This window comes from Ciceribacter sp. T2.26MG-112.2 (assembly GCF_900492205.1).
Classification (GTDB): Bacteria; Pseudomonadota; Alphaproteobacteria; order Rhizobiales; family Rhizobiaceae; genus Allorhizobium; species Allorhizobium naphthalenivorans_A.
This window is the reverse complement of record NZ_UEYQ01000001.1, coordinates 490,001-502,902: the sequence shown is the minus strand read 5'-3', so window position 1 is coordinate 502,902 and position 12,902 is coordinate 490,001. Positions and strand designations below refer to the sequence as shown.

At 62.6% G+C, this 12,902-nt stretch carries 11 protein-coding genes and 1 riboswitch (1 of these 12 cut by a window edge); of the genes, 4 read left to right on the top strand and 7 right to left on the bottom strand.

The features are described 5' to 3' along the window. Positions 1-61: 61 nt before the first annotated feature. Positions 62-892 carry a MerR family transcriptional regulator gene (locus DYZ14_RS02450; protein ID WP_154719179.1) on the top strand — a complete coding sequence of 277 codons (831 nt, stop codon included), beginning with the start codon at positions 62-64 and terminating at the stop codon, positions 890-892. Between the two features lie 102 nt (positions 893-994). Here the strand turns inward: DYZ14_RS02450 and DYZ14_RS02445 are convergent, their stop codons facing one another. The 6 genes from DYZ14_RS02445 to DYZ14_RS02420 all read right to left on the bottom strand — a co-directional run bounded on the left by DYZ14_RS02445 (position 995) and on the right by DYZ14_RS02420 (position 9,557). Next, positions 995-2,407, bottom strand: coding sequence for an efflux transporter outer membrane subunit (locus DYZ14_RS02445; protein ID WP_154719178.1), 1,413 nt, complete (start codon positions 2,405-2,407; stop codon positions 995-997). A 142-nt stretch (positions 2,408-2,549) separates the two neighbouring features. Beyond that, complete coding sequence (locus tag DYZ14_RS02440; RefSeq protein ID WP_154719177.1) at positions 2,550-5,663, bottom strand: efflux RND transporter permease subunit; 3,114 nt, start codon at positions 5,661-5,663, stop codon at positions 2,550-2,552. Positions 5,664-5,704: 41 nt separating this feature from the next. Beyond that, positions 5,705-6,919 (bottom strand): efflux RND transporter periplasmic adaptor subunit, encoded by a 1,215-nt coding sequence (locus tag DYZ14_RS02435; RefSeq protein WP_154719176.1) that lies wholly within the window; start codon positions 6,917-6,919, stop codon positions 5,705-5,707. A 158-nt stretch (positions 6,920-7,077) separates the two neighbouring features. Next, positions 7,078-7,638: a TetR family transcriptional regulator gene (locus DYZ14_RS02430; protein WP_232365424.1), complete on the bottom strand. Its 561-nt coding sequence runs from the start codon at positions 7,636-7,638 to the stop codon at positions 7,078-7,080. A gap of 120 nt (positions 7,639-7,758) precedes the next feature. Continuing rightward, a complete protein-coding gene (locus DYZ14_RS02425) occupies positions 7,759-8,709 on the bottom strand; it encodes a phosphoribosylaminoimidazolesuccinocarboxamide synthase (protein ID WP_154719175.1) in 951 nt (316 codons plus the stop codon). 194 nt (positions 8,710-8,903) lie between these two features. Then, a complete protein-coding gene (locus DYZ14_RS02420) occupies positions 8,904-9,557 on the bottom strand; it encodes an energy-coupling factor ABC transporter permease (RefSeq protein ID WP_154719174.1) in 654 nt (217 codons plus the stop codon). Between the two features lie 52 nt (positions 9,558-9,609). After that, positions 9,610-9,824: riboswitch (cobalamin riboswitch) on the bottom strand. 201 nt (positions 9,825-10,025) lie between these two features. Between DYZ14_RS02420 and DYZ14_RS02415 the strand changes: the two genes are divergently transcribed. Further along, entirely contained in the window at positions 10,026-10,241 is a 216-nt protein-coding gene (locus DYZ14_RS02415) for a hypothetical protein (RefSeq protein ID WP_181904073.1), read from the top strand. Between the two features lie 38 nt (positions 10,242-10,279). On the opposite strand, the gene DYZ14_RS02410 is transcribed toward DYZ14_RS02415, so the two are convergent. Next, positions 10,280-11,158 (bottom strand): helix-turn-helix domain-containing protein, encoded by an 879-nt coding sequence (locus DYZ14_RS02410; RefSeq protein ID WP_154719173.1) that lies wholly within the window; start codon positions 11,156-11,158, stop codon positions 10,280-10,282. 120 nt (positions 11,159-11,278) lie between these two features. Here DYZ14_RS02410 and DYZ14_RS02405 point away from each other — a divergent pair, with 120 nt between their 5' ends. Then, the gene (locus DYZ14_RS02405) at positions 11,279-12,730 is read left to right on the top strand and encodes an aldehyde dehydrogenase (protein ID WP_154719172.1); all 1,452 of its coding nucleotides are present in this window, start codon (positions 11,279-11,281) and stop codon (positions 12,728-12,730) included. A gap of 57 nt (positions 12,731-12,787) precedes the next feature. Beyond that, positions 12,788-12,902, top strand: the 5' end (the start) of a protein-coding gene (locus tag DYZ14_RS02400) for an aldehyde dehydrogenase (RefSeq protein ID WP_154719171.1). 1,331 nt of this gene lie beyond the right edge of the window; only the first 115 of its 1,446 coding nucleotides appear in the window; its start codon is at positions 12,788-12,790; the stop codon falls past the right edge of the window.

The window sequence follows — 12,902 nt, the reverse complement described above, 5'->3', positions numbered from 1 at the left end:
ATATGGTTTGCCGCAATTATTACGCATGGCAATGACGTCGCGCTGACAGGGTTCGGTCCTCATGGATGATATCCGTTTCAAGATTGCCGAGGCCGCCCGGATGGCCGGGGTCTCCCCTTCGACGCTCAGGTTGTGGGAAACGCAGGACCTCATCCAGCCGATCCGTACCCCTTCCGGGCAACGGCTTTATGATCGCGCGCTCGTCGAGCGGCTGAAGACGATTGCCTGGCTTCGTAGCGAGAAGGGCCTGAACCCCGCCGCCATTCGCGAGAGCCTGCGCGAGGAGGGCATGGGGGAGGAGGTCAACACCTTCGATCTCCCGGAGGAAGAGGGTTCCGACCCCGCGGGCATCCCGGTCGGGCTGAAGATCCGGCGACTGCGCCGGGATTCCGGCCGGACGCTCGAGGCGGTGGCCCAAGCGACAGGCGTTTCGGTCTCGCAGCTTTCCACCTTCGAGCGAACGTCGCAGGGACTTTCCTTCACGGCGCTGCATGGTGTCGCGGCCTTTCTCGGCACGACGCTAGCCTCGCTCAGCGGACAGGAACAGGGGCGGGGTGGTGAATCGCTGATCCGCGACGGCAAGTGGCCGACCTGGCCGACCACGACATCTGGGGTAACGGTTCAGGTTCTTGCCGAAGGCCGCAACCAGATGGAATGCAATCGCTTCCAACTGGCGCCGGGGGCCTCCAGCGAAGGCGCCTATCAGCACGAGGGGGAGGAGTTCATCCACGTGCTGTCCGGCAGCCTGGGCATCATCCTTGAAGGAGATCGGTTCTTCGAACTGCACGCCGGCGACAGCTTCTATTTCGAAAGCCGCCGGCCGCATTCCTGGCACAACAGCTTCGATGGGGAGACGGTGCTGTTGTGGATCAATACGCCCGCCACGTTCTGACGGACATCGCCACCGCCCACTTCCCGCGATCAGACGCCTGGAAAAGAAAACCCGACGATCGTCTCCGATCGCCGGGCTTCCTGTTTTGATGTCCGGCCGAGCTTACATGCCGGCCTTCTTGTCGAAGGCATAGCCGCCGCCGATGGCGACATTGAGTGCGACGTAGTCGGCTGCCATTTGCTGGACGGCTTGGGCAAGGCTTGCCTGCGCGGTCGATACTGAACGCTGGGCGTCGAGTACGTCGAGCAGCGAGGAGGCGCCGTCCTTGTAGCTCGCTGTCGAAAGCGACAGGGCTTCCTCATAAGAGCGAACGGTCGCGGTCAAGGCATTGACGGTCTGGCTGTCGCGGTTGACTGCGGCGAGCGCGTTCTCGACTTCCTCGACCGCATTGAGCACGGAGGCCTTCCAAGCCAGATAGGCGCCGCGTGCGGACGATTCCGCGATGTCGACATTGGCCTTCAGGCGGCCGCCGTCGAGGATCGGCAGGGTCAGGCTCGGCCCAAAGGACCAGGACGTGATGCTGCCAGCCAGCGACTTCGTCGAGACCCAGGAGGGCGAGATCGAGCCCCCCAGCGTGATCGACGGATAGAGCTGTGCCTCGGCGACGCCGATTTCGGCGACTGCAGCGGCGAGTTCGCGTTCCGCCTTGCGGATGTCCGGACGGTTGCGGATGAGGTCGGCCGGAACGCCGGCATTGACGCTACGCCGTGCGATAGGCTGGGGCGCACCCTTCTGCAAGTCGGCGATGAGCGCGGAGGCCGGCAGGCCCAGCAGGGTGGCGATGTGATGCGCCGACTGACGGAAATTCGTTTCAAGGCCCGGCAGATCGGCGAGCGTCGAATTGACCAGACCTTCCGACTGCACGACGTCGAGACGCGATGCGGCGCCTGCCTCGAGCTGCAGCTTGGTCAGATCCAGCGTCTCGCGCCGCGACGCAAGGTTCTTGCGGGCGATGGCGATGCGTTCCTGATAGTAGCGCGCATTGATGTAGGAGGTGACGAGGTCGGACAGATAGGACAGCTTGGCAACATCGGCGCTGGCATAGGCAGCATCGAGCGAAGCCGTGGCCCCTTCCTTGGCGCGGCGATACTGACCGAAGAGGTCGAGCAGCCAGGACACGCTGAGCCCGCCGCTCGCAGTCGAGGTGGTGTCGGTGGTGCGGGTGACGTAGTCGCCGGTGCCCCCGGTCTTCGAGAGCGATTCGTCGCCCGACAGGCCCAAAGACGGCAGGCCGCCGGCACCGGCGACAACGACATTCGCCTGCGCCGCGCTGATGCGCTCGAGCGCTTGCAGGACATCGAGGTTCTGATCGAGACCCTGCTCGACGAGCCCGTTGAGGCGTCGGTCGTTGAAGGCGGTCCACCAGGCTGCCATGGCAACTTCGCCATTGCTCTTCTTGCCGCCTTCGGCAAATTTTTCCGGAAGCGGGGTCTGCGGCGGCGTGTGATCCGGGCCGGTCACACAGCCGGACAGCAACAGCAGGGCGAGGGGGGCGGCTACGCGAATGGATACCATCGTCTTATCCTAGATTGTAATCAGGGTGTCGAACGCAAGAGCAGGCCTTCAAGACCAATCGCTGTGCGCCCCATGCCTCAACTGCGCCGCGATTCGCAAATCGCGGCGCAGATATTTTGTTAACCTAGCAAGCCATTGGATGTCATGACAGTGCCTCTTTCGTTTTTGCACGAGTTGTAAGCCTCCGAACGATCACGAAGAAGGAGGGCACGAAGAAGATGCCGAGCGCGGTTGCGGCCAGCATGCCGCCGAGCACGCCGATACCGATCGAGTTCTGCGCGGCCGACCCGGCACCGGTGGCGATCGCCAGCGGTACGACGCCGAGGATGAAGGCGAGCGAGGTCATGATGATCGGACGCAGGCGAAGGCGCGCGGCCTCGAGCGTCGCGCCCAGGAGGTCTGCTCCCTGCGCCATGCGATCCCGGGCGAACTCGACGATCAGGATGGCGTTCTTCGCGGCCAGACCGATGGTCGTCAGCAGTCCGACCTTGAAGTAGACGTCATTGGCCTGGTCGAAGAAGTAGGCGGCGGCAAGGGCGCCGAGCACGCCGACCGGCACGGCCATGATGACCGAGAACGGGATAGACCAGCTCTCGTACAGGGCCGCGAGGCAGAGGAAAACGATCAGGATGGACAGGGCGTAGAGAAGCGGAGCCTGCGAACCGGAGAGGCGTTCCTGGTAGGAAATCCCCTGCCAGGCGACGGAATATCCGCCTTCCAGGCCCGCCGTCAGGCGCTCCATCTCGTCCATCGCGTCGCCGGAACTGATACCGGGACCCGCTGCACCCTCGAGCGAGATGGCACTGGTGCCGTTGTAGCGCGCCAGAGTGGGCGGGCCGCCGACCCAGGAAACCTCGCTGAAAGCCGAAAATGGCACCATCTCGCCATCCGTGTTGCGAGCATACCAGTGGCCGAGGTCGTCCGGCTGCATCCGGTAGGGCGCGTCGCCCTGAACGTAGACCGGCTTCAGTTCGTTGTTCAGGGTGAAGTCGTTGACATCGCGGCCGGCGAAGATCGTCGACAGCATCGAATTGACGGTCGCGAGGTCGACGCCCATCGCCCCCATCTTCTCTTGGTCGAGCAGGATCTTCAGCTGGCTCTCTGCATCCGGGCTGTTGGAGCGGAGCGAACTGACCTTGGCATTGGTGGTACCCAGTCCGATCAGCTGCTTGGAGGCGGCAGTCAATGCCTCGGTGCCGTTGTTTCCGCTGTCGACCAGATACATGGAGAAGCCGCTGGAGGTACCGAGACCGGGAATGGCCGGCGGCTGGAGCGGGAAGACCATGGCGTCACGGAGGGTGAAGAAATAACCCATCGCCCGCTGCACGACCGCAGATGCGGCGAGTTCGGGCGCCGTGCGTTCGTCGAAGTCCTTGAGCTTGGCGAAAACGAGCGCGTAGTTCTGCCCCTGGCCGACGAAACTGAAGCCGGACACGGCAAAGACGTCCTGGACCGCGTCCTTCTCCTTCTCGAGGTAGTAGTCCTCGATCTTCTTGATCACCTCTTCGGTACGCGCCGTCGTCGAGCCATTGGGCAATTGGACGATGGTCATCAGCACGCCCTGGTCTTCCTGGGGCAGGAAGGAGCTCGGCATGCGCATGAAGATCCAGGCGCAGCCGCCGATGACGAGAGCGAACATCAGCATGACGCGCATGGGGCGCTTCAGCAGGTAGCCGATGCTCGACACATAGCCGTTGGTGGTCCGGTCGAAATTGCGGTTGAACCAGGCACCCGGTCCACGGCGCTCCTTGGTGTGATCGATCGGCTTCAGCATGGTGGCGCAGAGCGCCGGCGTCAGCACGATGGCGACGACTGCGGAAAGCAGCATGGCCGAAACGATGGTGATGGAGAACTGGCGGTAGATGATCCCGGTCGAGCCGCCGAAGAACGCCATTGGAATGAACACCGCGGTCAGCACGAGAGCGATGCCGATGATCGCTCCGGTGATTTCTCCCATCGATTTCTCGGTCGCCTCGAGCGGAGACAGTCCTTCCTCGGACATGATGCGCTCGACATTCTCGACGACGACGATCGCGTCGTCGACCAGCAGGCCGATGGCAAGCACCATGGCGAACATGGTCAGCGTGTTGATCGAGTAGCCGGTCAGAGCCAGGATCCCGAAGGTTCCGAGCAGGACGACCGGAACGGCGATCATCGGAATGAGGGTAGCGCGAAGGTTCTGCAGGAAGATCAGCAGGACCACGAAGACCAGCACGATCGCCTCGATCAGCGTATGGACGACCTTCTCGATCGATAGCTGGACGAAGGGCGAAGTGTCGTAGGGATAGGTGATGATCACGTTTTCCGGCAGGGACGGTGCTATGGCCGCAAGTGCCGTCTTTACCCGTTCGGCCGTGTCAAGCGCGTTGGCGCCCGTCGCAAGGTTAACCGCGAAGCCGGTCGCCGGATTGCGGTTGGCCCGCGTATTGGTCGAATAGCTTTCCTGGCCGATCTCGATGCGGGCAACATCGCTGAGGCGAACCGTGGCGCTATCGGTCTCGACCTTCAAGATGATAGATTCGAAATCCGAGACGCTTCGCAACTGGCTCTGCGCCGTTACCGTCACATTCAGCTGCTGGCCGGCCGCGACCGGCTGGTTGCCCAGCGAGCCAACCGAGACCTGGGTGTTCTGGGCTTGAATGGCGCTGGTGACATCGGTGGGGGTCAGCTGGAACTTGTTGAGCTTGAACGGGTCCAGCCAGACGCGCATGGCGTAGCCGGTACCGAAGACTTCGATGCTGCCGACACCTTCGAGCCGCTTGATCTGGTCCTCGATCTGCGAGGAGAAAATGTCGCCGAGCACGACAGGCATGCGGGCGCCGTCCGTCGATACCAGCGCGCCGACGAGCAGAATGCTCGACGTCGAGCGGGTGACGGAAATGCCGGCCGACTGAACCACGTCGGGAAGTTGGGACTGAACGAGCTGAAGCTTGTTCTGTACCTGAACCTGGGCGATGTCCGGTTCGACGCTGTTGCCGAAGGTCAGCGTGACCGAAGCGCGGCCGGTGCTCGACGAGGAGGTCATGTAGGTCAGATCATCGAGGCCGGTCATGCCGTCCTCGATGATCGACGTCACCGATTTCTCGACCGTTTCGGCGCTTGCGCCGTTGTAGGTCGCGGAAATGCGCACGGTGGTCGGCGCGATTTCGGGATATTGTGAAATGGAAAGCGTGGAAATCGCCAGGGCTCCGCCCAGCATGATCACGATCGCGATCACCCAGGCAAAGATTGGACGACGAATAAAGAACTTGGCCATTGGTTACCCCTTAGCGCCTTTTTACTGCCTGCCGCGCCCGTTCAGGGCTTTGCGGCCGGGGTTGCTTCCGGTGCCTTCGGCGTTTCAACGACGAAACCCTTGTCATCGACGGTTGCTTCGACCGGGGCGACCGGGGCGCCATCGCCGATCCATTGGAACCCGTCGACGATCAGCTTGTCGCCGTCGGCGATCCCTTCGGTGACCAGCCAGTTGTTGCCGGATACGGTGCTTTCGGCGAAGGTGCGCGTCTCCACGACACCTTGGGCATTGACGAACTTGGCGGTCAATTCTCCACGCGCATCGCGGTTGGCGGCGCGTTGCGGAATGAGATAGCCGTTTTCCTTGCCGACCGTCACGGTGGCGCGGACATACATGCCCGGCAGGATAAGATTGTCCGGGTTGTCGAAAACGGCACGGATCGAATAGGTGCCGGTCGTTTCGCTGACGGCCATTTCCGACATGTCGAGTTTGCCGACATGAGGATATTCGATGCCGTCCTCCAGCGTCAGCTTGATGTCGGCGGTTTCGTCGCCGTCGCTCATCCGGCCGGCCGCGATCGCCTGCTTCAGGCGCAGCAGGTTGGCACTGGATTCGGTGAGTTCGATATAGATCGGATCGAGACGGCGCAGCGTGGTGAGCGCATCCGTCTGGTTGGCAGTCACGACATTGCCGATGGAGAAATTCGATGCGCTGGTGACGCCTTCGAAGGGGGCGTGGATCTCCGTCAGGTCGAGGTTGATCTGGGCGGCATTCAGCGAAGCCTTGGCCTCGGCGACATCGGCCTTTGCCTGCAGCAGCGTGACCTTGGCATTTTCGAATTCGATCTGGGTGGCGCCGCTGCCGACCAGACGCTCGTAGCGGGCAAGGTTGGCCTCAGCACTCGGAACGCCGGCCTCGGCCTTGGCAAGGCTTGCCTCTGCCTGTGCGACCTGGGCGCGATAGGTGTCGTCCTCGATCTTGTAGAGGAGGGTACCCTCCTTGACTTCATTGCCTTCCTTGAAGGCGATCTCCTTGATGATGCCGCTGACGCGGGGACGGATTTCGGCGACCTGGAAGGCTGCCGCGCGTCCCGGCAACAGCGAGGTCAGCGGTTGTTCCGCCTTCTTCATGACGACGACGCTGACCGGTGATGGCGGTCGTTCGGCCCCAGCCCCGGCTCCGGCCGGAGCCTTGCCAGCGGTGTCTGAATCGTTACAGCCCACCAGCACGGCGGAGAGTACCAACAGGGCTGTGGTCAGCTTAAAGTGTCTTTTCATTGTCGTTTCCGGGTCATCAATGGGGCGGGACGGTCTAGCGCTACAGCATCGCGGGCCGCCATGGAAATTAACTCTTGTTAATCAACCGACGAGGCGCATGACGGAGCAATGCAATAAAGGTCTGGCATCAATTGCCAAGTGACGTATTCAAGTTATCGTCACTTGGCAAGAGGGTTTTGCAGCGCAGCATTAATGAGCGCGACGACATCTTCGCAGCGTGTTGCCAATATGTCAGCCTTTTCGTTTGCGATCATGACCGGATGCAAGACGCAGCTGAGTGCGAGAAAGGCCGAGTTCGCGGCCTTGCGGCTATTGGTAACCTTGTAGCTGCCTTCCGCAATTCCCTCTTCGATAATGATAGTCAAGTCTGCAAGGAGCCGGTCCCGATAGCGATGGCCGCATTGCAGGTCCTCCTTGGCTGTCAGGAGGACCATCTCGAACAGGTAGGGATTGTCCGCCAGGTCGCGAAGATGACTTTCCATCAGTCGCTTGACGAAGTCCAGCAGACGCTCCGGCGCGGGCTTGGTCGTTTCCAGGCCACCGAGGCGGTCGATCATTTTCTCGATGTGACGCGCCGAAATCGCGTCGACGAGGTTCGTTTTCGAATGGAAATGCTTGAAGACATTGGCGGGCGACATGCCAAGCTCGGTGGCGATGTCGGCGATGGCGACACTCGCATAGCCACGGGTGCGAAAAAGGTGGTCGGCCGTGTTGAGGATGTCCTCGCGCGTTTCCTCGGCCGGCCGGCGGAGGCGGCGCGACGGGGAGCGAGCGGTGCCGTCGTTCGTCGGGACGACCTTGGTCGATCTAGCCTTTTCGCGCGCGATGGGCACGGTCGGTCAACTCCCGGGGAAGTAGGGGGCGAGGTTCATCCGGACGCGGTCGCGCGGTGTCTCGCCGCGATCATCCGGCTCGAACCGGAGCCCGGTGATGGTTTCGTAGGCCTTTATATAGACCTTCGAGGTCTCCTCGACCAGTTCGACCGGGATTTCCGGGATCTCGTCCTTGTAAGGATCGCAGCGTTCGGCGACCCATGAGCGGACGAAATCCTTGTCGAAGCTCGCCGGGCGCTCACCCTTCTCGAAGCTCTCTCGATAGCTGTCGGCGATCCAGTAACGGCTGCTGTCGGGCGTGTGGATCTCATCGGCGAGCAGGATCTTGCCGTTGGCATCGGTGCCGAATTCATACTTCGTATCGACAAGGATCAGGCCGCGCTTGGCGGCGATTTCCTGGCCACGGGCGAACAGTGCCAGCGCATAGCGCGAGACCGTATCCCACTGTTCCTGCGTCAGCAGACCTTCCGAGACGATCTGCTCGGCACTGAGCGGTTCGTCATGACCGCCGTCGAATGCCTTGCTCGTCGGGGTGATGATCGGCTCGGGCAAGACCTGGTTGTCGCTCAGACCGTCCGGCAGGGTGATGCCGTACATCTTGCGCTCGCCCTTCTTGTAAAGCGTGAGGACCGAGGTGCCGGTGGTGCCGGCGAGATAGCCGCGCACGACGATCTCCACCGGCAAGATGTCCAGCCGCTTGCCGACCACGACATTCGGGTCGGGATAGGCGACGACGTGATTTGGGCAGATGTCGGCGGTCTCCTCGAACCAGTAGCGCGCCGTCTGGGTCAGCACCTGTCCCTTGTAGGGAATGCAGGTGAGGATCCGGTCGAAGGCGCTCAGCCGGTCGGTCGAGATAATGATGCGGTTGCCGTCGGGCAGATCATAGTTTTCGCGCACCTTGCCGCGATAATAGTTCGGCAGTTCGGGGAAGTGGGCTTCGGAGAGAATGCGCAACGGCGTTACCCTTTGATCAGCGGGTCGAAACGGCCGAAGTGCCAGCCGGCCCAGGATTTCGAGCCGACCGAAATTCGAGCGGTGGCTTCTGTAAGGCCGGTACCGCAAGCCGGCGTCTTTTTCAAAGAAAAAAGCGCGTGACCCAAGGCCACGCGCTTCGCGTCGTCATTCCTGCGGAACAGCTCCGCGGGCCATCAGGCGAAGGTCAGGCGGTTCACTTCGGTCATGCGCGAGACAAGACCGTTCGAGCGAATGCCCTTGATGACCGATACGACCGAGAAGGTGATCACGGCCTCGGCCACGAAGACCGGGAAGTAGGCGGCGACCCAGGTTGCCCAGTCGGCAAGGGCAAAGCTGTCATTCGAGATCATCAGCCAGAAGCCGACCATGGCGGATACGCCCGCATAGTAGACGGCGTCGATGCGCAGGACCTTGCCGAGGCTGAAGCGGTCGCGAATGTTCGCGTCGAACAGGCGGCGGCCGAAGCTATAGTGCGCGGCGACCATGGGGATCATCAAGGACAGGGCGTTGACGCCCAGATGGGGGATGTCGCCCGGCTCGAAGAGGAAAGCCTGCAGGACGAGGCCCAGAGCGAAACCGAGCATGGCCGGCGCGAAGCCGAACAGCATGTAGATGGTCGTGGCGCCGATCAGGTGGAGCTCGGATGGGCCGACCGGCAGGTGCCAGATCTGCATCATGGCGGAGAAGCCGACAGCGGCCAGGATAGCCTTCGGCAGGACCAGCGGATTCCGGACGGCCGCCGGTAGTTGAGCGGCCACGAGGGCGAGGGCGGCTGCGTTCGCCATAGCGAGGCGCGCCGGATCGATGATTCCAACTTCGATATGCATTTGTCATTCCTTTCGTCCGCGCCCACCGCGCGGTTCTTCAGTGGATGCCGCTTTCGCGGCGCGTGCGATGGCAGGTCTCCTGGCTCACGGGTCTCGGCTCGGTCCGCCTTATCAGCCGTTCTCGGCCAATGGCATTCTGGACGTCGCTCGCCGTTTACAGTTGCGGGGGCAGCCACGGTTTCGGCCCCTGATGGGTAGTCCTCACCGTATTCCCTCTTCGTCCGCCTCTCCGTTCGGTTTGGCAGAACCATCACGATCACACTAATAGGATCATTGCGCGACGCATGTCCAGAAGCGGCATGTGTTTTGCCGCAGTTCAGCCGTTTCGGCGAGCGGCCATTCGTCAGTGGCTACCGGACGGGTGCCTCGCCACATTTGGCTAATGTCATTTTGCCGCATTGCTGCACATCGCCTCAGTCAGTAGGGGTGACGAATGTCAAGATTGCGCGACCCGGGAAGGATGAAGCGATGATTGCACGGATGATTTACCGATTGCCGTTGTTCGGTTGGATGCTGAAGGAAGCGGTCGTCGGTCCGACCACGGCAAAGGTGCTGTTCGTTCTCAACCTGCTGCTGGTCTGGTTGCTCGCGATCCTTGCCTTCGGCTACCCCGCCATCATTCTTCCCGCACTGGCAGCGGTGCCCACCATGTTCGTGATCCTGATCCTGATCACCAAGGGGTAAGTCCCGGCGCAGCGAGCCGAACGCTCTCGAAGCGCCGTTCAGGGCCAGTCGGCATAGGTTGCCGTGAAATTTCCACGCTGTTCGTCACCCGTGAACCGGGCCCGCTGGCGATAGGCGGCTGGAGGCAGGCCGGTCTGGCGCTTGAAGAAATGGCTGAAATAGGTGGCGTCGCGGAAGCCGAGCGTCTCGGCGATCTCCTGAATGCTGCGCGTCGAGCGTTCGAGGTTGAGTGCTGCCTCCCGCGTCAACCGTTCATGGACGAGTTGCAGTGGTGCGCGGCCCGTCGCGCGTCGACAGATGTCGTGCAGGCGGTCGGTTGTTATGCCGAGTTCACCGGCATAGGTGGCGATCGAGCGCTGGCTGCGGAAATGACGCTCGACCAGTTGACGGAAGCGAAAGAGTAGATTTGTCGAGCCCGGTTCCTCTGCGGTTGGTCCCCGGTCGGGAAACACCAATCGGCAGGTCTCGATCAGGATGAGGGTGACATAGGCCTCGGTGGCCGCGCGGGCCTCTCCGTTTTCCTCCTCTCTTTCCCGGGCAAGGCCGGCAAGCAGCGGCGCCAGGCGCGCCATATGACGCCGCTCGACGGGGATCCCCCGAGGCTCGGCGGACAGAAGACTGCACAAGAGTTCGCCGTTCACAGATTTGCTCTCATCAATATCTGCGCGCGCAAGTCCGATCAGCGAGGCGTTCGATCCCGCTTCCACGAGGAGTTTCGTTGGGCCGGACCCGGGCAGGAAGGCGATGCAGGGGGCTTGCCAGTCGTCTTTGCCGGTGGCGTGTTCGCGGCTGACCTTTCCGCTTTCGACGAACAACAGGTGGCCGAGCGTCTCGGGGGCGGAGGCCACCTGTAGGGTGCGCGCCGCAAGCGCCGGCTCGAAGCGGCGAAAATCGACTTCCCCCTTTGCACGAACCATCGCCTTGCCCCTGTCGAACCGTTTCCCAGGAAATCACAAGATAAACCCAATTTTCCGCATTCTCAATGCGTGCCCCGGCGGCTAGTCTGGTGTCGCCTTTGGGAGGAGGCTCATTCAGGCATGTTCCAGACGAAGCTCATCATCGACAACCGCGACCAGGAGGCAGAAGGTTCGGCCACTTTCATGCGGCACGATCCCGTCGGGGGCGCCGTGGTGACGATTGCGTCCGCCGCCTCGATGAATGACGCGCGCCGCGCGGCCGATGCCGCGGCTGCGGCCTTCCCGAGCTGGTCGCTGACCGGGCCAGGCGAAAGACGCGCCATTCTGCTGGCCGCCGCCGATCGTCTCCTTGCCCGTTCCGGCGAAATCACCTCGGCGATGACAGCCGAGACGGGAGCCACGGACGCCTGGTGCCGCTTCAACATCGAGCTTGCGGCAGAAATCCTGCGCGACGCTGCGGGCATGACCACCCAGGTTTGCGGTTCGCTGCTCCCCTCCGACCAGGGAGCACTGCTATCCATGGGCTTGCGTCAGCCGGCCGGCGTCTGTCTGGGCATGGCGCCATGGAACGCGCCGATCATCCTCGGGGCAAGGGCGATCGCCATGCCGCTCGCCTGCGGCAACACGGTAGTGCTCAAGGCATCCGAGTTGTGCCCACACACACACCGTCTTCTAGCCGACGTCCTGATCGAGGCCGGCACGCCTGCCGGTGTCGTCAATGTCGTCAGCAATGCGCCGCAGGACGCCGAAGACATCGTCGAGGTGCTGATCGGCCATCCCGCCGTCCGTCGCGTCAATTTCACCGGCTCCACCCGTGTCGGCCGGATCGTCGCGCAGATCGCGGCACGGCATCTCAAGCCCTGCCTGCTGGAACTCGGCGGCAAGGCGCCGCTCGTGGTCCTTGCCGATGCCGATCTCGATCATGCGGTCGAGGCGGCGGCCTTCGGCGCCTTCTTCAACCAGGGCCAGATCTGCATGTCGACCGAGCGGATCATCCTGCTCGAGCCGATCGCAGACGAATTTGCCGCGCGGTTTGCCGCGAAGTCCCGCTCCCTGAAGGCCGGCGACCCGCGGATCTCGGGCCTTGCGCTGGGGCCGATGATCGGTGCCGAGGCGGTCCAGCGGGTGAGGGGGCTCGTTGCCGATGCGCAAGCCAAGGGGGCATCGCTGCTTGTCGGCGGCACGACCCATGACAGTTTCATGGACGCAACCGTGCTCGACCATGTCACGCCGGTGATGCGTCTCTACCGCGAGGAGAGTTTTGGCCCGGTCGCGGCGCTGATTCGGGCACAAAGTCTCGACGAGGCGGTGACCATCGCCAATGACTGCCAGTACGGCCTGTCGGCCTCGGTCTTCGGGCGGGACATCGGCCAGGCGATCGCGGTCGCGCGTCGCATCGAGTCCGGCATATGCCACGTCAACGGCGCGACCGTCACGGACGATCCCCATGCCCCTTTCGGCGGCGTGAAGGCCAGCGGCTACGGCCGTTTCGGCGGTCAGCAGGCGGTCGAGGCGTTTACCGAGCTACGCTGGATCACCGTCAATCCGCACCGCCGGCCTTATCTCATCTAGGACGGCTTCGGCTCCATCAAACACACCATTGCCAACAACAACGAGAGGATATCAGAAATGGACATCAAGCAGATCATCAACGGCAAGCCGGTCGGAGCGATCTCCGGCAAGACCTTTGTGCGCCACGATCCCTTTACCGGCGCCGTCGCCAGCACCGCGCCTGCCAGCGGCA

Bases quoted from the DNA above. Each gene is read 5' to 3' on its own strand.
- DYZ14_RS02405 (WP_154719172.1), top strand. From the start codon at position 11,279: ATGTTCCAGACGAAGCTCATCATCGACAACCGCGACCAGGAGGCAGAA.
- DYZ14_RS02450 (WP_154719179.1), top strand. From the start codon at position 62: ATGGATGATATCCGTTTCAAGATTGCCGAGGCCGCCCGGATGGCCGGG.
- DYZ14_RS02420 (WP_154719174.1), bottom strand. From the start codon at position 9,557: ATGCATATCGAAGTTGGAATCATCGATCCGGCGCGCCTCGCTATGGCG.
- DYZ14_RS02440 (WP_154719177.1), bottom strand. From the start codon at position 5,663: ATGGCCAAGTTCTTTATTCGTCGTCCAATCTTTGCCTGGGTGATCGCG.
- DYZ14_RS02435 (WP_154719176.1), bottom strand. From the start codon at position 6,919: ATGAAAAGACACTTTAAGCTGACCACAGCCCTGTTGGTACTCTCCGCC.
- DYZ14_RS02415 (WP_181904073.1), top strand. From the start codon at position 10,026: ATGATTGCACGGATGATTTACCGATTGCCGTTGTTCGGTTGGATGCTG.
- DYZ14_RS02445 (WP_154719178.1), bottom strand. From the start codon at position 2,407: ATGGTATCCATTCGCGTAGCCGCCCCCCTCGCCCTGCTGTTGCTGTCC.
- DYZ14_RS02410 (WP_154719173.1), bottom strand. From the start codon at position 11,158: ATGGTTCGTGCAAAGGGGGAAGTCGATTTTCGCCGCTTCGAGCCGGCG.